Here is an 18,238-nt window from a genome sequence, read left to right on the forward strand (position 1 = left end):
CGCCGGCATGCTGACCAGTGATTACATCCAAGGGGTTGAGGTTGCCGCCGGGTGTGCCGGGTGGAGTGATGGCCGGCCCCGACTGAAAGATGGGAACGCCGGGTGCACCTGGCGTGAGCTGCGGGCGGTCGTATTCCGATGTCTTGAGACACCCTATTCCGATGTCCTGAAACACCACACTCCCGGGGGCTCTGCTGCGTTTCGGGTGATGCTTGACACTCCCCGAATGAGGGAGTTGCGTGTGCGGCGGCGACCAACCCGGTTGATATTCGGTGGCACCGTCCCAGGTGCGAGCGATACGTTCACTTCCTCGAATTGCGGCGCGGCCCAAGGACGTGCTCTGGGACCAACGCCAGCCCCCTCGGCAATCCAATCCAAGGAGTGCTTCCGGTGGATCTGCCCCGTATCTTCACCATTCGCGAAAGCAGCCACCGCATCCACAACCCGTTCACCGCGGACAAACTCGCCGTTCTGGGGCAGGCACTGTGGCTGGAGCCCGGAACGCGGGTGCTCGACCTGGCCAGCGGTTCCGGAGAAATGCTGTGCACCTGGGCTCGTGACCATGGCGTCACCGGAACCGGGGTGGACATCAGCACGGTGTTCACCGAGCAGGCTCGCCGTCGCGCCGACGACCTCGGTGTCGCCGACCAGGTCAGCTTCGTCCATGCCGACGCCTCCACCTTCGTCGCGGACCAGCTGGTCGACCTCGCCGCGTGTCTGGGTGCGACCTGGATCGGCGGCGGCGTGGCGGGCACCGTCGCGCTGCTGAACAGCAGTCTTCGTCCCGGCGGCCTGCTGCTGATCGGTGAGCCTTACTGGCGCCAGGCAGTGCCCGACCGGGATACCGCCACCGCCTGCGGTGCCGGCGGCGTCGACGACTTCCTGGTACTGCCCGAGTTGATCGAGCAGTTCGGCGATCTGGGACTCGACGTCGTGGAGATGGTGTTGGCGGACCAGGACAGCTGGGACCGATACCGGGCAGCGCAATGGCTCAACTTGCGCCGCTGGCTCGACGCCAATCCCGGCGATGAGCTGGTCGCCGAGGTCCGGGCCGAACTGTCCACCGAACCCGTCCGCTACACCAGGTATCAGCGGGAGTACCTGGGCTGGGGAGTCTTCGCGCTGATGGGCCGCTGATTCCGCTCACGAACCCCTGGTGTCGATGACCCGTTGCGCGAGATCGGCGAGCTTGACATTGCCGTCCTGCGACAGCCGGCGCAGCATGTCGAAGGCGGCGACGTCGGAGACGTTGTAACGCTCCATGATGATTCCCTTGGCCTGACCGATCCGATCGCGGGTCGTCAACGCCGACTGCAGTTGCTCGGTATGGCGGCTGGCCAGGATCGCCGCCGCGGCATGGGCGGCAAGCACCATGCCCATCGTCTCGGAATTGCCGTCGAAGGCTCCCGCGCGGGTGGCGAACAGGTTCAACGCGCCGGCGGTCTGGGAGCTGGTGTAGAGCTTGAACGACAGCGAACTGAGCACTCCGAGCTCGACGGCAGCAGGTGAGTACTGCGGCCAACGCTGCTCGGTGCGCAAGTCGTCTGATCGCACGACGAGGTCATCGGTCGCCGCATCCAGGCAGGGACCTTCGTGAAACGTCGCCTGCAACTCATCGAGTCGATGCGGCAGCTCCGAGGTACCGGCCACCGACTGGAAGCGCCCCTCCTTACCGACGAAGAGCACCCCCGCCGCGGCGACCCCGGGGACCAGCCTCATCACCTCTGCGGTCACCTCGGACAGCACCTCATCCACGCTGCGCGGTGCGGCCACGGTTCGGGCCAGCTCGGCCATTCGCCGGGCCAACTCATGATTCGGCGTCTCAGCGGTCATGATGTCGAGGGTCCCATCTCGGGCACCGTACACCGAATGGGGTTTGCGCCACCCCGTGCTGGGCAATGCAGCCTCGCAGGCAAGCGCGGCGGTCGACAGTCGCGCCTGTCGAGGTCTCGCCGGTTCAGTCACGAGCCGGCGGGACCGTTCTGCATATTTGACCAGTCACTCTGTTAGTTGTAGTACGGTCGCGGGCATGGGCCAGGTGTGGATTCTCGGTGGCTGGCAGAGCGATTTCGCGCGCAATCTCGATCGCGAAGGCGTCGACTTCGCCCAGCTGACCGCGCTGACAGTCGACGCCACGCTGCAACAATCCCGCCTCGACGCCGCCGACGTCGAGGTGGTTCATGTCGCCAATGCCTTCGGTGAGCTGTTCGCCGGCCAATCTCACCTGGGCGCCATGCCGGCCACCGTCAACGACGACCTGTGGGACACACCGGCCACGCGGCACGAGGCTGCGTGTGCCTCGGGCAGCGTCGCGCTGCTGGCCGCCATGGCCGACCTGCGCTCCGGCGCCTACCGCTGTGCGCTGGTCCTTGGCATCGAGCTGGAGAAGACCGTTCCCGGTGACACCGCCGCCTCCATCCTGGCCGCCGCGGCCTGGGCGGGCCACGAAGGCGCAGAAGCCAAGTTCATGTGGCCTTTCATGTTCGACGCGGTGGCCGCCGAGTACGACCGTCGGTATGGCATCGACGAAGCGCACCTGCGCGCGATCGCGTCGATCAACTTCGCCAACGCCCGGTCCAATCCGCGCGCCCAGACCCGCACCTGGGAGATCCCGTGCCCGCTGACAGCCGACGATGTCAGCAACCCGGTCGTCGAAGGACGGCTGCGCCGCTTCGACTGCAGCCAGGTCACCGATGGCGGCGCCGGTGTGGTGCTGGTGACCGACGAGTGGTTGCGCGATCATCCGACCGCTCAGCCGCTGGCCCGCATCGCGGGCTGGGGGCACCGCACCGTCGGATTGGGCCTGCGACAGAAGCTCGACCGAGCTGCCGACGATCCCTACGTTCTGCCCCACGTCCGCGGTGCCGTTCTCGACGCATTCGACCGCGCCGGGGTAACCCTCGAGGACGTCGACGGTTTCGAAGTCCATGACTGCTTCACTCCCAGCGAGTACCTCGCCATCGACCACATCGGCCTGACCGAGCCCGGCCAATCGTGGCAGGCCATCGAAGGCGGCGACATCGAGATCGGCGGTCGCCTGCCGCTCAATCCGAGCGGCGGCCTCATCGGCGGTGGCCACCCGGTCGGCGCCTCGGGGATCCGGATGGTCCTCGACGCGGCGCGTCAGGTCAGTGCGACCGCCGGCGACTACCAAGTCGAAGGTGCCGACACGTTCGGCACCCTGAACTTCGGCGGAAGTACCGCCACCACTGTCAGTTTCGTCGTCAGGAGTGTCCCGTGACCGTCAGCGCCCACCCCGAGATCGTCGGCAGGTTCCTGTCCACACTGCCCGCCGACGACGATCACCCGTACCGGACCGGACCGTGGCGGCCACAGACCAGCGAGTGGGATGTCGACGACCTCACGGTCATCGAGGGACAGATCCCTGATGACCTTGATGGGGTCTACCTGCGCAACACCGAGAACCCGCTGCATCCGGCGCTGAAGTACTACCACCCGTTCGACGGTGACGGCATGCTGCACATGGTCGGATTCCGGGACGGAAAAGCGTTCTACCGCAACCGGTTCGTGCGTACCGACGGTCTGCTGGCAGAGAACGAGGCGGGCGGTCCGCTGTGGGCCGGCATCGCCGAACCGATCGAACTCAGCCGCCGTGACTACGGCTGGGGTGCGCGCACGCTGATGAAAGACGCGTCGTCCACCGACGTCGTCGTCCACCGCGGGGTCGCCCTGACCAGCCACTACCAGTGCGGCGACCTGTACCGCATCGACCCGTGTACCGGGGCCGACCTCGGCAAGGAGGACTGGCACGGTAGCTTCCCGAACGACTGGGGTGTCTCGGCGCACCCCAAAGTCGACGAGGCCACCGGCGAACTGTTGTTCTTCAGCTACAGCAAGACCGCGCCCCATCTGCGCTACGGCGTGGTCAGCCCGTCCGGCTCCGTCGTCCACAACGTCGATGTGCCGCTGCCCGCACCACGACTGCCGCACGATATGGCCTTCACCGAAAACTACGTGATCCTCAACGATTTCCCGCTCTTCTGGGACCTCGACCTGCTCGAGCACAACATCCACTTCCCGAAATTCCACCCTGACCTCCCCTCGCGCTTCGCCGTCGTTCCCCGCCGCGGCGACACCTCGCAGATCATGTGGTTCGACGCGGCGCCGACGTACGTGCTGCACTTCCCCAACGCCTACGAAGACGGCGACGACATCGTGCTCGACGGGTTCTTCCAGGGTGATCCACAACCGCTGCAGGGCGTCGACAACGGCATGCAGCCCAAGTGGCAGACGATCTTCCGCGGGCTTTCCCTCGACGGCATGCAGACGCGGCTGCACCGCTGGCGCTTCAACCTGGTCACCGGCCAGACCCGCGAAGAGCAATTGACCGACAGCATCACCGAATTCGGCATGATCAACCCCGGCTACACGGGCCGTCCCTACCGCTACACCTACGCCGCCACCGGAAAGCCGGGCTGGTTCCTGTTCGACGGGCTGGTCCGCCACGACCTGCACACCGGCGCTGAGGAGCGTTTCGCCTTCGACGACGGCGTCTTCGGTAGCGAGACCGCCATGGCGCCGCGGCAGCCAGGACACCGCGAGGACGACGGTTACCTGATCACCCTGACCACTGATATGAACACCGACGCGTCCTACTGCCTGGTGTTCGACGCCGCCCGCGTCGGCGACGGCCCGGTGTGCAAACTGCAACTGCCCGAACGTATCTGCAGCGGAACCCACTCTACGTGGGTTGCGGGATCAGATCTGCCGCGTTGGCGGCACACCGACTCCGCCGCCCAGGCCGTCGGGCTGTAGATGACCGACGCCCCCGCGGGCCCCAATGCCGTCGCGAAGATGCTGGGCCTGCTCGGCGATGAGTGGACACTGCTGATCATCCAGCGCGCGCTGCTGGGAGCGGCACGCTTCGGCCAGTTCGCCGCCGAGTTGCCGGTGTCCAACGCGGTGCTGTCGAACCGACTGCAGACGATGACGGCTGACGGCCTGCTCGTGCGCCGGGAGTATCAGACCAAGCCGCCGCGCTCGGAGTATCTCCTGACCCCCACCAGTCGATCCTTGTGGCCGATGCTGACCTCGATCTGGCACTGGGAGCGGCGCTGGGTGCCCGATCACCACCCCGCCCTACCGGGAATGCGTCACCTCGATTGCGACTCCGAGTTCGCCCCGACCGTCACCTGCACATCCTGCGGGGCAGTAACCGGGGCACAAAGCGTTGTCGCCCAATGGGGTCCGAGCGGGTCGTGGCCGCGCTCCATTCCAGCAGGAACGCACCGCCGGCGATCGGCCGGTCGCCGCGACGGCGCCGGAACCCTGTTCCCCGAAACCATGAGCGTGATCGGCGACCGTTGGGCATTCGCACTGCTGGTGGCGAACTTCGTCGGAGTCAGTCGCTTCTCGGAGTTCCAGAGCCAACTGGCTGCACCGCCCGCAACGGTTGCCGATCGTCTGGCGTCGTTCTGCCGACAAGGTGTGCTCGCCAATCCGGCCGGCCGATACACCCTGACCGACAAGGGCCGAGACTTCTTCCCGGTACTGGTGTGCGCTCTGGCGTGGGCCCAGCGCTGGTTCAGCTCGCCAGAGGGGCCGGCGGTGATCCTGACCCACACCGTCTGCGGGCGAAGATTCAATGCGAGGCTGGCCTGCGATCGCTGCGGCCAACCGCTGCGGGGCGCACACATCCGGCCGGTGTGACACTTCGACCGAGCGCCTGCGATCGAGCCGAAAAAATTCTGGCACTCTCATCCGTCGAGTGCTAATCTCGCAGGTGCACAGTGATTTAGCTGCCCGCCAGGGTGGTGGGCCCGAGTGACATAGGAGGTGGATTACTGTGCTTCGCTTCGATCCCTTCAGCGACATTGACGCTTTGACCCGGGGCCTGCTGAGCAGCCAGACCGGTTCAAACCGCGCCCCCCGTTTCATGCCGATGGACTTGTGCAAGATCGGCGATCACTACGTCCTGACCGCCGACCTGCCCGGCATCGATCCCGGCTCGGTCGACGTCAACGTCGACAGTGGCACGCTGACGATCTCGGCCCACCGCACTGCCCGGTCGGAAGAGTCCGCCCAGTGGCTGGCCAACGAGCGGTTCTTCGGCAATTACCGGCGGCAGCTCTCGCTCGGCGAGGGCATCGACACCGGCGCGATCTCCGCGACCTACGAGAACGGTGTACTGACCGTGACCATCCCGGTCGCCGAGCGCGCCAAGCCCCGCAAGATCGAGGTCAACCACGCCGGCGCCCAGACGTCGATTCAGACCACCACCGTCGACGCCGAATAACGCAGGATCAGCCGATGCGCTGCACCCGGGAAAGCCGGGTGCAGCGCACGGAGATCAACGGGTTACGGTGATGCGTTTCTGACCCCTCGCCACGCGGCGAGCATCGCCCACACCGACAGCAACGCTGCCACCAACGCCAGAGCGCCGGCCAGGTACAGGCCGTAAGCCGCCGACACGGGCGGGTAAACGTAAAGCCGGTAATACCACGCGGCCAGTGCCACCAGCACCACCGAGATCGTCAGCGCCGCTGAGGAAGCCAGCCGGGCCGAGATGTCGCGCGCCGACATCGCCCCCGCGACGACCAGCACCGAGGCCAGCAGCACGATCAGCTGACCGACCCCGAAGCCGGGGGGAGGGACCGGCATCGCACCCGCCACCCCGCCGATGGCGTTGGCCCGTCCGCCGCCGTCGGCCGAGGACCTCAGCCACGGCAGCCACGCACTCACCGCGACCACCAGCGCACACAACGCGACCAACCAGCCGGGACGCGCACGAGCCATGGCCAGATACTAATAGGGTGGGCCGATGAGCGATCTTCCCGATTGGGCGCGTCGGCTCGACTTCGCCCCACATCCCGAGGGCGGGTGGTATCGGGAGACGTGGCGCAGCGACCTGATGATTCCGCAGTCGTCGCTCCCCCCCGATTACGCCGGTCCACGCAACGCCGGCACCGCCATCCTCTTCCTGCTGATGGCGGGTCAGCAGTCGGCGTGGCACACCGTGCGCAGCGCCGAGCTGTGGCTGTATCACCGTGGCGGCCCGCTGTTGCTCGAAGTCGGCGCCGAACAGCACAGTGCGACCACCCACCTGCTCGGATCCGATATCGCAGCCGGCGAGACCCCGCAGTTTCTGGTACCTCCGGGGCACTGGCAGCGCGCCCGTCCTCGTGCCGACGAACCCTGCCTGGTCAGCTGCGTCGTCGTGCCCGGTTTCGACTTCGCCGACTTCGCGCTCGGGGCGCCCAGCGAATGACGGGCCGCCAGCCGTTTCTCCGACCCGCAGTCTGGGTATCAAAACCGGGCGTGCCGGGGGCGCGCCAGCATGCCTACCGCAGACAGGATGGTCTCTGATGACGAACACCTCGGGTCAGCCCGAAGCCACCGCTCAGTCGAAGTGGCTCTCGAAGTCCGCCTCGCAGACGCGCGGATCGGACAAGGACGAGGTCCAGTTCCACTACGACATCTCCAACGACTTCTTCAAGTTGTGGCAGGACCCGAACCAGGTGTACAGCTGCGCCTACTTCGAGAAGGACGACTACAACCTCGAGCAGGCGCAGATGGCCAAGATCGACCTCTCGCTGGGCAAGCTGGGCCTGCAGCCCGGCATGACGCTGCTCGACATCGGCTGCGGCTGGGGCGCGACGATCATGCGCGCGGTTGAGAAGTACGACGTCAATGTCATCGGCCTGACCTTGTCGGAAAACCAGAAGGAACACATCGAGAACCATTGGTTCGCCAACTCCACCAGCAAACGCAATATGGAGGTACGGCTACAGCCGTGGGAGGATTTCGACGGCAAGGTCGACCGGATCGTGTCGATTGGCGCGTTCGAGCACTTCGGATTCAACAAGTACGACGACTACTTCAAGAAAACCTTCGACTGGCTTCCCGACGACGGCGTCATGATGCTGCACACGATCATCATCCCCGAGGATGAGGAGATCAAGGCCAAGGGATTGCCGCTGACCATGTCGAACGTGCGATTCATCAAGTTCATCATGGACTACATCTATCCCGGTGGCCGGCTGCCGCTGGCCTCGATGGTGCGTGACCACGCCGTCAAAGCCGGCTACACCATCACGCAGGAACAGCACCTGCAGCCGCACTACGTCAAAACCCTCGACACCTGGGCAGCAAATTTAGAAGCAAAGAAGGACGAAGCCATCGCGATCACGTCCGAGGAAATCTATGAGAGGTTCCGCCACTACCTCACCGGCTGTGCCGACCTGTTCCGGGACGGCTATACCGACGTCGCTCAATTCACCTGCGCCAAATAGAAACTGACGTCCGTGTAGTACGTTTGTGGGCACGCGTGGGACCAGAAAGCGTGCACCAGAACCCACTCACCGGATGGAGGTCTGCCGAGGGATGGCTGAGCAGATGAAGCCGCACTTCGAAGAGGTGCAGGCGCACTATGACCTCTCCGACGACTTCTTCGGTCTCTTCCAGGACCCCTCCCGCACCTACAGCTGCGCGTTCTACGAGCGCGACGACATGTCGCTCGGCGAGGCGCAGATGGCCAAGATCGACCTGGCACTGCAGAAGTTGCAGCTCGAGCCGGGCATGACGCTGCTCGACATCGGTTGCGGGTGGGGTTCGGTGCTGCAACGGGCGATCGAGAAGCACGACGTCAACGTGGTCGGGTTGACCCTGAGCAAGAACCAGTGCAAGTTCGTCCAGGACCTGCTCGACGGTCTGCCGACCGAGCGGTCCCGGCGCGTGCTCCTGCGCGGGTGGGAGCAGTTCGACGAGCCGGTCGACCGGATCATCAGCCTCGAGGCCATCGAGGCCTTTCCGCAGGAGCGCTACGCCCCGTTTTTCAAGATGTGCAGCAGCGTGCTGCCCAGCGGTGGTCGCTTCGTCATCCAGGCCATCCTCGGTCACCCGCTCAAGCGCTGGGCCGAGATGGGCATCCCGATCACGATGACCGACCTGCGGTTCATGCGGTTCATCGCCAAGGAGATCTTCCCCGGCGGTTCGGTCCCCGGCGAGGACGACATCGTCAACCTCTCCAGGGACGCCGGCTTCACCCTGGAGCACAAGCAAATGCTCAACGAGCACTACGTGCGCACCCTCGACAGCTGGGCCGAGGCGTTGCAGGCCAACCATGACGCCGCCGTCGCGGCGACTTCCGAAGAGGTCTATCAGCGCTACATGAAGTACCTGACCGGCTGCAGCGATTTCTTCCAGCGCGGAATCAGCGAACTCGGCCAGTTCACCCTCGTCAAGGGCTGACCGTCTTCCTTACCGGCCGGTGACACCGGGTGCCGGTCTGCGCACTTGCGGGTATCCGCCCCCCATGGGTCAGCAGAAATTCTCCAAGGGCGACAAGGTCACCTGGCAAAGCCACGGCAGCACCGCCGAAGGCACGGTCGAAGAAAAGATCACCTCCGATACCGAGGCTGCCGGACGCACGGTGCGGGCGTCGAAAGACGAACCTCAGTATCGGGTGCGCAGCGACAAGAGCGGCAATGACGCCGTGCACAAGCCCGACGCACTGAAGAAGAAATCATGAGCAACACCGACCACAGCCAGACCTACGAGGACTTCCGCGGGGCAGTGAACATGACGGCCGCCGAGATCGAGAAGTGGCTCGACACCGACGCCTCGCAGTCGGTCGGACAGAAGTCCTCAGACGGCAGCGAGTCCACCGGCCACCGCAGCGGCCGGCGGATCGTCGACATCCTGCACACCAAGAAGTCCGACTTGTCCGACGACGATTACACCCACATGCGCAAGGTCGTCGGCTACGTCAACCGCCACCTGGCACAACGCCCGTCTGGCGACGTGCGGGACACGGACTGGCGCTACTCGCTGATGAACTGGGGCCACGACCCGACGAAGACGTCGTGATGTCGCCGGTCAGCTCTGGATCGACGACAGGTTGAACTGCGCGCCGGTCGGGTCGGCGAGCGCCGCCAACCGACCGTATGGCGTGTCCTCGGCTGCGCGCACCACACTGCCGCCGTTCTCTACGATCATCTCGATCGTCTTGTCCACATCGTCGGCGGCCAGGAAAACCGTCCATTCCGACGGGGCGGCATCGGGTAACACCGAACCGTCCATCACGCCCAGCAACTCTTCGCCGTCGAAAGACGCCGTGCTGTAACGGAATTCGTCGGTGTCGGACACGGTGTTGGTCTGCCAGCCGAACACCGCGCGGTAGAACTGGAGCGCCGAGGCGTAGTCGCCGACGGTGAGTTGGTGGTAGACCGCGGCCCCGTGCTCGTTGACCAGCTCGAAGCCGTGATGACCGGTCGGCTGCCAGAGCCCGACGACGGCACAGGTCGGGTCAGTGAGGATCGCCATCCAGCCCTTCTCCGGAACCTCCATCGGCGCCATGCAGGTCGTGCCACCGGCCTCGGCGGCTTTCGCCACGGTGGCCGCGATGTCGGCGGTGTGCAGATACGTCGTCCAGCCGTCCGCGGCGTTCCATTGCGGGTCGTTGGCCATCAGTCCGGCCACGGGCCGGCCGTCACGGAACGCGTTGACGTAACCGCCGTAGTCCGGCCCGGCCGACTCGAACGTCCATCCGAATACGGTGCCGTAGAACTGCTGGGCGCGTTCCAGATCCGATGTCCCGAGATCGATCCAGATCGGGGCACCCAGCGGGGTCGAGGAGCGGACGGGCATCAAAGCCTCCTGTCGGTGGGGTTGGTGTCGGTCACCGAAACAGACCCACCGCCGCGCCGAAACTCATCGCACGCGCCGAGCACCGCGCCGAGCACCGCGCCGAGCACCGCGCCGAGCACCGCGCCGAGCGTACGGTTTCTGACGAATTTCGGCCTCAGATGCGTCAGAAACCGTACTTTCGGCGACGAGGATTACGACCAGGACGGCGACCACTACTACGCCGGTGCGTACCCCAGCGCAGCCTTGACCTCCAGGAACTCGTCGAACGCGAAGGGGCCCCATTCACGGCCGTTTCCGCTGCGCTTGTAACCACCGAACGGGGCGGCCATGTCGAAGCCGTGATTGATCGCCACCGAACCGGCCCGGATCCGACGTGCCACCGCGCGCGCCTGCTCAAGGTCGGCGCCCGAGACGTAGCCGGCCAGCCCGTACTCGGTGTCGTTGCCGATGTCGACAGCCTGGTCGATGTCGTCGTAGCCCAGGATGCACAGCACCGGCCCGAAGATCTCCTCCCGGGCGATGGTCATGTCGTTGGTGACGTTGGCGAACACCGTCGGCTGCACGTAATAGCCCTTCTCGAGCCCGTCTGGCCGTCCGGGCCCTCCGATGACGAGCGTGGCGCCCTCGTCGATGCCCTTCTGGATCAGGCCCTGGATCTTGTCGAACTGTGCCTTCGAGGCGACCGGCCCGATCGCCGTCTTGTCGGACGGATCGCCGACCTTGACCGCACCGGCGGTGTCGCGCGCGATGGCGATGGCCTCCTCCATCCGCGAGTTCGGCACCAGCATGCGCGACGGAGCATTGCAGCTCTGGCCGCTGTTCATCATCATCACCGAGGTGCCGGCGGCGACGCTCTTGGCGAAGTCGTCGTCATCGAGCACGATGTTCGGGCTCTTGCCGCCGAGTTCCTGGGTCACCCGCTTGACCGTCGGCGCCGCGTTGCGCGCCACCTCGACCCCGGCGCGGGTGGATCCGGTGAACGACACCATGTCCACGTCCGGGTGGCTCGACAGCGGCACCCCGACACCCGGGCCGTCGCCGTAGACCAGGTTGTACACGCCGGCGGGAACTCCGGCGGCGTCGAGGATCTCGGTGAAGATCTGTGCTGAGTACGGAGCGACCTCCGACGGCTTGAGCACCATCGTGCAGCCGGTGGCCAGTGCCGGGAAGACCTTGCACGCGATCTGGTTGAGCGGCCAGTTCCACGGTGTGATCAGCCCGCACACCCCGATCGGCTCGCGGACCACCATGGTGGTGCCGTGCTGTTCTTCGAACTGGAAGTTCTTCAGCACCTCGATGGTGGTCGACAGGTGTCCGATGCCGAGGTTGACCTGTGGACCGGAGGCCAGCGACGGCGGCGCACCCATTTCCTCGTGAACGGCGTCGGCCAAATCGCCGCTGCGCTTCTGGTATTCGCCCATGATCGCCCCGAGCAGGTCCAGGCGTTCTTCGCGGGAAGTCTGCGACCAACTCGCGAAAGCCCGCCGGGCGGCGGTGACGGCCAGGTCGACATCGGCCGACGAGCCCAGCGCGATCTTGCCGGAGATCTGCTCGGTGGTCGGGTTGTCGACTTCCAGGGCGTTGGGCCGGACCGATTCGGCCCACTGGCCGTCGATGTAGTGCTTCAGATACTCGCGCATCACGTCTCCTCGGTTCACGGGCCTACTGCGTACCTTCTGCATACCAGGTGCGGAATCGGTCGTACTTGGGCATCTCCTCGGAGTTGGCTTTCGGGTCGATGCACACATGGACCACCGCGGTCTTACCGCTGGCGAAGGCCCGCTGGATCGCCGGGCCGATTTCGTCGTCCTTCTCGACATACTCACCGTGGCAGCCGAAGCCCTCGGCGATCTTGTCCATCCGGACGTCCTTGCTCCAGTGCACACCGGGTTGCGGTGACGGCTGCTCGAAGGTGCGCTTGTAGACACCGACCTCAAGCCCCCACTGATGATCGACGCCGACGACGCACACCAGCGGCAGGTTCTCCCGCGCCGCGGTCTCCAGTTCGGCGATGTGGAACAGAAATGCCGAATCGCTGGTCAGCAACATCACCGGGCGCTTGCGGCCGTCGGCGACCGACGCGCCCACAGCGTAGGGCAGGCCTGTGCCGAGGTGACCGAAGTTCTGATTCCAGATCACGTCACGCGGCTTGGCCTGGGAATAGGTCCACTGGAAGATCACCGTGGCGCCGCCGTCGCGGACCAGGATGCCGTCGCGCGTGTGCTCCTTGAACGCCTTGGTGGCCTCGACGACGTAGCGAGCCGGGTGGATCGGAGTGCGCCCGCTCGGCGCTTCCTCGGCAACGCGGGCCAGCTCGGCGGCGTCGGCCTCGATCAACGTCTCCAGATTCGCCGCGGGAGCCCGTGGTGTGTCGCGCAGCGCCTCGACCAACTGTGGCACCACCCCGCGCAGATCACCGACCAGCGGCACGTCGAAGGACCTGTTGACGCCGATGGCGGTGGGGTCCTGCTCGACATAGATCCACTTGCGTTCGGCGTCGTTGCCGGCCCAGTGCTGGGTCCGGCCGTAGTGCATGGGCTCGCCGAGTTCGGTGCCCAACGCCACACACAGGTCGGACTGCTCGACGGCCTCGTTGGCCGCCGGGGAGAACAGGTAGGGGAAGGTGCGGTCCTGCAGACCGGGGATGAACGAGGTCCCTCCGGAGGTCTGGATCACCGGGCAGGCCATCAGCTCGGCCAGTTCCCGCACCTGTTCCTGGGTACGGGAGGTGTGAACGCCGTGGCCCACCAACAGAATCGGGCTCTTCGCGGCGCGGATCAGTCGGACCGCCTCGGCGACCTCACGGCCACCTGCACCCTGATTCACCAGCCGGTAGGTCGACGGCGACGGCGCCTGCCCTACCTCGAGTTCGTCGAGGATGACGTGGGACGGGAACTCGATGTAGGCCGGTCCGGGGGTGCCCGACATGGCCCGGCGGATGGCCTCGTGCACGATCTCGTCGGTCTGATCGGCATACTCGATCGAACTGCTGTACTTCACCGACGGCGCGAAAAGCCCCTCCTGCTGTACGAATTGGATGCGACCACGACGCACCCGCCGCTCGGTGATGCGCGCGCGCTGGCCACCGAGGAAGATCACCGGTGAGTTCTCCACCAGTGCGCACATCATCGCTCCGGCGATGTTGGCAACCCCGGGACCGAGCGTGCCGATGCACAGCCCCGGCTTGCCGGTCATCCGTGATGCCGCCTCGGCCATGAATCCGGCGGACAACTCGTGGTGCGGCGCGACGACCGACCACCCGCGGGCGTCGGCTTCGGTGAACATGTGCACGAAGTTCGGGTCCGGGATGCCGAACAGCGTGTTGACGCCCTCGGCTTCGAAGAGATCCAGAATGCGTTTGTAGACAGGGACACCCATGGTCATTTGCCTTTCGGTCGGGGTGAGCTCACAGGTAGCGGGCTGAGAGGGTCTTGCGGTGAGCCGCCGTCGATCCGAACCACGAACGGTTCAGGGCGGCGCGTTTGAGGTAGCGGTGGATGCCGCTTTCCCACGTGTAGCCGATGCCGCCGTGCAGCTGCATGGCTTTTCCGGCAACGGCGACGGCGACGGCGCAGGTATGCGATTTGGCCATCGCCGCCGGAATCGTGGCGTCGCGCCGTTCGGCGACGGCGATGATGGCATCGCCGACGAGTTGGCGTGACACCGCGATGTCGACGAGCATGTCGGCGCAGGCATGCTTGACAGCCTGAAACGAGCCGATCGGTCGGCCGAACTGCCGGCGGACCGAAACGTAATCGACGGTGGCGGTGAGCATCTGCTCGGCCAGTCCCAGACTGTCACACGCGATCGCCACCGCTGCTCGCTGTCGCACCGCAGCGGCGGCCGGATCGGCGGCACCGAGCACCTGCACCGGGGCGGCATCGGCGGTGACGATGGCCAACCGGCGTGTCTCGTCGACGACTGGTTGCGGGAGCACTGTCAGATCCGTGGCCTGCGCGAGCACCACGGCAGAGTCGGTGAGCACCAGCAGCTGATCGGCGTCGACGGCATCCGCGACGAACTCGGCATGACCGGTCAATCGACCCTCGGCACAGGAGAAGGCATCGGTGACCACGGCCAGCCGCGTCTGGCCCGCGGCCACCGCAGCCAGCAGCGCCTCGATGCGGTCGTCAACCGGAAGCGCGTTGAGCACACCGACCGGTAGCACCGCGCCACCCAGGAAACGGTTGACTCCCGCGGCGCGCCCGATCTGGTCGAGGACCACCGCGGTTTCGCCGAAGCTGCCCCCAGCGCCGCCGAGCCGGTCGGGGACCTCCAACCCGACCCAGCCGGCGTCGATGAGATCGGACCACTCGGTCTGCGGGTCCTTGGCCAGCAGGTCACCGGCGACCGAACGGAGTTCATCGTGAAACTCAGCGAAATCCTCTGCCATCACGCCACGCTCGGTTCTCTGGGCAGCCCCAGTCCGCGCTCGGCGATGATCGTTCGTTGGATCTCGCTGGCACCGCCGGGGATGGTCCACTCCCATGAGCCGACGAAATCCAAGACCCAGGAACCCGATTCCCATCCGCTCGACAGCGGCTTGGTCAGCACGGTGTGCGCGGCCGGACCGCCGAGCTCGGCACCGAAGTCGGTGAGCCGCTGCAGCAGCTCGCTGTAGTAGAGCTTGACAATCGAGGCATCGGCGGGGCCGCGGGCGCCGTGCTCGACGATCTGGCGGCACAGCCCGCGCAGTCCGGTGATCTCCGCTTCGAACCCGGCCAGCCGATCGGCGACCACCGGGTCATCCGCCGGTGCGGACTGCACCAGCCACCGGAAGCCGGCGTTGCCCAGCCGCTCGGCCAGCTCCAGCATGGTCATGCCGCGTTCGGCGCCCAGCGTCGCCTGCGCCACCTGCCAACCCTCGTTCTCGGCACCGATCAGGTTGCCCGCCGGGATGTGCACATCGTCGAGGAAGATCTCGCAGAAATGCGAGTCGCCGACGGCGTTGCGGATGGGCCGGACGTCGATGCCCGGGCTGTTCATGTCCAGCAGCAGATACGAGATGCCCTTACGCTTCGGCGCGTCCGGGTCGGTGCGGGCCAACAGCAGACACCAGTCGGCGTGCAGAGCACCGCTGGCCCAGAGCTTCTGGCCATTGACGATGTAATGTCCATCGCCGCCGTCGCCACACCGGCGAGCGGTGGTGCGCAGCGCCGCCAGGTCCGATCCGGCCTCCGGCTCAGAGAAGCCCTGCACCCAGATCTCTCCATCCAGGATCGCCGGCAGATGCCGTCGGCGTTGTTCGTCGGTGCCGGCCACCAGCAGGGTCGACGCGGCGTGATGGATACCGACGAACGCGAGCACCAGTCGCGGGGCGTCGTGGGCGGCCAGCTCCTGATAGAGCACCACCTGCTGCGCCACCGAAAGCCCCCCACCCCACTCGGCGGGCCAATGCGGCACCGCGTACCCGGCCGCGTGCAGCTCGGCGAACCACCACTTCTGGAACCGGACGAACTCGTCGTCACCCACCCCGGTCTGCTGGGCTCGCCAGTGCGCGGGGACGTGTTCGCGACACCAGTCGCGCACCTCGACACGGAAGTCGTCCAGCGCAGTCATACGTACAATCCCGTCAGACCGTGCCGACCAGCTCTGCGGGTCAGCAGGTTTCGCGTGCCGGACAATCCGAACGGCAACCGCCGCAACGGCTGGCTGTACCGCGACAGCCATGACAGCGTCGTCTCGTCACAGAAGCCGACGGCGCCGTGGAGCTGATGGCACACCCGGAACACCACATCGGCGGCCTCGATCGCCGCCATCCGCAAGGCAAGTGCGTCATCGACAGCTGCCGGCCGGCCGGAGGCTGCACTCCACAACGCGTGCTTGGCCAGGATATCGAGGCCGTTGCGCTCCACCTCGGCGTCGGTGAGCTGGAACTGCACGCTCTGAAACGCCGCCAACTGCTGACCGAACTGCTTACGCAGATTCACGTGCGCAACGGTCAGTTCCACGGCACGATCCAGCATCCCCAGCAGTGTCCAGCACGGTAGTACCAATCCTAGAGCGACGTCGCCGGCCCCGGTACCGTCCACCGGGGACAGCTCCAGTTCGGCGACGAAGCCCGGCTGTGCCGCGCCGAGCCCAGAGACCAGCGACCGATCGCCGTCGACAGTGACTGCGGCCCAGCGGCTTTGCAGTCCGTCCAGGGTGCCGGCCGGCCGGATCCCGCCGATCACGACCAGCCCGTCGACGTCCAGGTCGGTCGGGGTGGCCAGTCGTTCGGCCAGCGGGTAGGGCAGCGCCCAGTATCCCGCGCTGCGGCACAGCGCCGCGGCTGCCTCCAGACCGTCGGCATCGGCGCGAGGATCGAGATCCCACGCGCCGAGCCCGTCGAGCACCGGCCGCACCAACACTTCCCGGGTGTCGGGCGCAACCTGCGCACGCTGCACCAACTCGTCACCGCCGGCCGCGGCGAAGGCCTGTTTGGCCTGCCGGCCGTACTCCAGCGCGTCGTCGCTGAGATCGAGGATCATCGCGCGGCTCCGCGTAACAGTGAACGGGACAGCAGGATGCGTTGCATTTCGCTGCTTCCCGACGACACCGTGGAGGCCTGGGAGTAGCGCCAATGGTCCTCCACCTCCCCGAGGAACCACGCTGCCCTGGGGTCACTGCGCTCCACTTCCGCGGCGATGTCCATCAGCACCTCGGCACTGTCCTGGTCGAGGGTGGTGACCGCGATTCGGTAGGCCGCGGCGTCACCCGGATTGACCCGGCCACTGCTCTGCTGCGCGACGACGCGATAAGCCAGCAACCGGGCGCGCCGGCAGTGCGTCAGCATCCGGATCCAGCGTCCGCGCAGCTCGTCGGACAGCGTGTCCCAGCGTCCCCCGAGGACGGTGGGCGCCGCCGCGAGCAATCGCTCACAGCGCGCGTAGCGTGCGATACCCACCCGTTCGAAAGCCATCACGTCTCCGACGATCGACCAGCCTTCGTCCACGGTGCCCAGCACATCGGCCTCGGTGACCCGCAGGTCGTCAAAGAACACTTCGTTGAGGTGGTGTGGGCCCATCATGCACGGGATCGGACGCACCGTGATGGCCGGATCATCCATCGGCACCAGGAAAATGGTCAGGCCCTGTTGTTTTCGCTCACTCTTGGACGTTCGCGCGAGGAGAAAGCACCACTGTGCCATCGTCGCGTACGACGTCCAGATCTTCTGTCCGCTGACCAACCAGCCGTCGCCGTCTCTGCGTGCGGTGGTACGCAGTGAGGCCAGATCCGACCCTGCTTCAGGTTCGGAGAAGCCCTGGCACCAGATCACCTTGCCGGCCGCGATCGGCGGCAGGTGGGTGCGCTGCTGCTCGGGGGTGCCGTGGCGCATGATGATCGGCCCCACCCAGTTGACTCCCATGTACTGGGCGCCGCGTGGTTCGTGGTGGGCCCACATCTCCTCACGCACGACGGTCTGCTCCCACACCGAGGCACCGCCACCGCCGAACTCCTGCGGCCAGGCCAGGCAGAGAAGGTGTCGTTCGGCCAGCGTGCGGCAAAACCGTTGCGCGATATCGAGATCAGCTGGGTCATCGGTGAAGGCGCCCAGGTAGTGTTCGGGCACCTGCTCGGCGACCAAGGCCCGCAGCTCGCGGCGCAGGTCTTCGGCGCGTTGACCCATGTCGAAATCCATCGCCAT

The 18,238-nt window shown here is 66.2% G+C and carries 19 protein-coding genes; 10 read left to right on the forward strand and 9 right to left on the reverse strand.

All coding sequences use genetic code 11. The annotated features are described in order from the left end of the window. The first annotated feature begins 390 nt into the window (after positions 1-390). Entirely contained in the window at positions 391-1,137 is a 747-nt protein-coding gene (locus tag KXD98_RS21470; RefSeq protein ID WP_260760302.1) for a cyclopropane-fatty-acyl-phospholipid synthase family protein, read from the forward strand. Between the two features lie 6 nt (positions 1,138-1,143). Here the strand turns inward: KXD98_RS21470 and KXD98_RS21475 are convergent, their stop codons facing one another. Further along, positions 1,144-1,833, reverse strand: a complete 690-nt coding sequence (locus tag KXD98_RS21475; RefSeq protein ID WP_260760304.1) for a GAF and ANTAR domain-containing protein — start codon at positions 1,831-1,833, stop codon at positions 1,144-1,146. Positions 1,834-2,029: 196 nt separating this feature from the next. On the opposite strand from KXD98_RS21475, the gene KXD98_RS21480 reads away from it, so the two are divergent. From KXD98_RS21480 to KXD98_RS21495, 4 genes are all read left to right on the forward strand, one after another. Next, positions 2,030-3,241: an acetyl-CoA acetyltransferase gene (locus tag KXD98_RS21480; protein ID WP_260760306.1), complete on the forward strand. Its 1,212-nt coding sequence runs from the start codon at positions 2,030-2,032 to the stop codon at positions 3,239-3,241. After that, positions 3,238-4,776 carry a carotenoid oxygenase family protein gene (locus KXD98_RS21485; protein WP_260760307.1) on the forward strand — a complete coding sequence of 513 codons (1,539 nt, stop codon included), beginning with the start codon at positions 3,238-3,240 and terminating at the stop codon, positions 4,774-4,776. The genes KXD98_RS21480 and KXD98_RS21485 overlap by 4 nt, the downstream gene beginning before the upstream one ends. Then, entirely contained in the window at positions 4,777-5,670 is an 894-nt protein-coding gene (locus KXD98_RS21490) for a helix-turn-helix domain-containing protein (RefSeq protein WP_260760308.1), read from the forward strand. A gap of 136 nt (positions 5,671-5,806) precedes the next feature. Beyond that, positions 5,807-6,256 carry an Hsp20/alpha crystallin family protein gene (locus KXD98_RS21495; protein ID WP_260760309.1) on the forward strand — a complete coding sequence of 150 codons (450 nt, stop codon included), beginning with the start codon at positions 5,807-5,809 and terminating at the stop codon, positions 6,254-6,256. 62 nt (positions 6,257-6,318) lie between these two features. Here the strand turns inward: KXD98_RS21495 and KXD98_RS21500 are convergent, their stop codons facing one another. After that, a complete protein-coding gene (locus KXD98_RS21500) occupies positions 6,319-6,756 on the reverse strand; it encodes a hypothetical protein (RefSeq protein ID WP_260760310.1) in 438 nt (145 codons plus the stop codon). Positions 6,757-6,781: 25 nt separating this feature from the next. On the opposite strand from KXD98_RS21500, the gene KXD98_RS21505 reads away from it, so the two are divergent. The 5 genes from KXD98_RS21505 (at position 6,782) to KXD98_RS21525 (ending at position 9,828) form a co-directional block, all read left to right on the forward strand. Continuing rightward, on the forward strand, positions 6,782-7,228 hold the full coding sequence (locus KXD98_RS21505; RefSeq protein ID WP_260760311.1) for a cupin domain-containing protein: 447 nt from the start codon (positions 6,782-6,784) through the stop codon (positions 7,226-7,228). A gap of 97 nt (positions 7,229-7,325) precedes the next feature. Continuing rightward, positions 7,326-8,252, forward strand: a complete 927-nt coding sequence (locus KXD98_RS21510) for a cyclopropane mycolic acid synthase family methyltransferase (RefSeq protein ID WP_260760312.1) — start codon at positions 7,326-7,328, stop codon at positions 8,250-8,252. 91 nt (positions 8,253-8,343) lie between these two features. After that, positions 8,344-9,210 carry a cyclopropane mycolic acid synthase family methyltransferase gene (locus KXD98_RS21515; RefSeq protein WP_260760313.1) on the forward strand — a complete coding sequence of 289 codons (867 nt, stop codon included), beginning with the start codon at positions 8,344-8,346 and terminating at the stop codon, positions 9,208-9,210. A 64-nt stretch (positions 9,211-9,274) separates the two neighbouring features. Continuing rightward, a complete protein-coding gene (locus KXD98_RS21520) occupies positions 9,275-9,490 on the forward strand; it encodes a DUF2945 domain-containing protein (RefSeq protein ID WP_260760314.1) in 216 nt (71 codons plus the stop codon). Beyond that, complete coding sequence (locus KXD98_RS21525) at positions 9,487-9,828, forward strand: DUF3140 domain-containing protein (RefSeq protein ID WP_260760315.1); 342 nt, start codon at positions 9,487-9,489, stop codon at positions 9,826-9,828. The genes KXD98_RS21520 and KXD98_RS21525 overlap by 4 nt, the downstream gene beginning before the upstream one ends. Before the next feature lie 9 nt (positions 9,829-9,837). On the opposite strand, the gene KXD98_RS21530 is transcribed toward KXD98_RS21525, so the two are convergent. The 7 genes from KXD98_RS21530 to KXD98_RS21560 all read right to left on the reverse strand — a co-directional run bounded on the left by KXD98_RS21530 (position 9,838) and on the right by KXD98_RS21560 (position 18,232). Further along, entirely contained in the window at positions 9,838-10,608 is a 771-nt protein-coding gene (locus tag KXD98_RS21530; RefSeq protein ID WP_260760316.1) for a VOC family protein, read from the reverse strand. Positions 10,609-10,823: 215 nt separating this feature from the next. Then, positions 10,824-12,248, reverse strand: coding sequence for an aldehyde dehydrogenase family protein (locus KXD98_RS21535; protein WP_260760317.1), 1,425 nt, complete (start codon positions 12,246-12,248; stop codon positions 10,824-10,826). 22 nt (positions 12,249-12,270) lie between these two features. Further along, the gene (locus tag KXD98_RS21540) at positions 12,271-13,986 is read right to left on the reverse strand and encodes a thiamine pyrophosphate-binding protein (RefSeq protein WP_260760318.1); all 1,716 of its coding nucleotides are present in this window, start codon (positions 13,984-13,986) and stop codon (positions 12,271-12,273) included. Positions 13,987-14,014: 28 nt separating this feature from the next. After that, entirely contained in the window at positions 14,015-15,001 is a 987-nt protein-coding gene (locus KXD98_RS21545) for an acyl-CoA dehydrogenase family protein (protein ID WP_260760319.1), read from the reverse strand. After that, on the reverse strand, positions 15,001-16,167 hold the full coding sequence (locus KXD98_RS21550) for an acyl-CoA dehydrogenase family protein (RefSeq protein WP_260760320.1): 1,167 nt from the start codon (positions 16,165-16,167) through the stop codon (positions 15,001-15,003). The genes KXD98_RS21545 and KXD98_RS21550 overlap by 1 nt, the downstream gene beginning before the upstream one ends. Continuing rightward, positions 16,164-17,081 (reverse strand): acyl-CoA dehydrogenase family protein, encoded by a 918-nt coding sequence (locus KXD98_RS21555; RefSeq protein WP_260760322.1) that lies wholly within the window; start codon positions 17,079-17,081, stop codon positions 16,164-16,166. Before KXD98_RS21555 ends, KXD98_RS21550 begins: the two co-directional genes overlap by 4 nt. Next, positions 17,078-18,232 carry an acyl-CoA dehydrogenase family protein gene (locus KXD98_RS21560; RefSeq protein ID WP_260765340.1) on the reverse strand — a complete coding sequence of 385 codons (1,155 nt, stop codon included), beginning with the start codon at positions 18,230-18,232 and terminating at the stop codon, positions 17,078-17,080. Before KXD98_RS21560 ends, KXD98_RS21555 begins: the two co-directional genes overlap by 4 nt. Positions 18,233-18,238 lie beyond the last annotated feature (6 nt).

It is taken from the genome of Mycobacterium sp. SMC-4, assembly GCF_025263265.1.
GTDB lineage: Bacteria > Actinomycetota > Actinomycetes > Mycobacteriales > Mycobacteriaceae > Mycobacterium.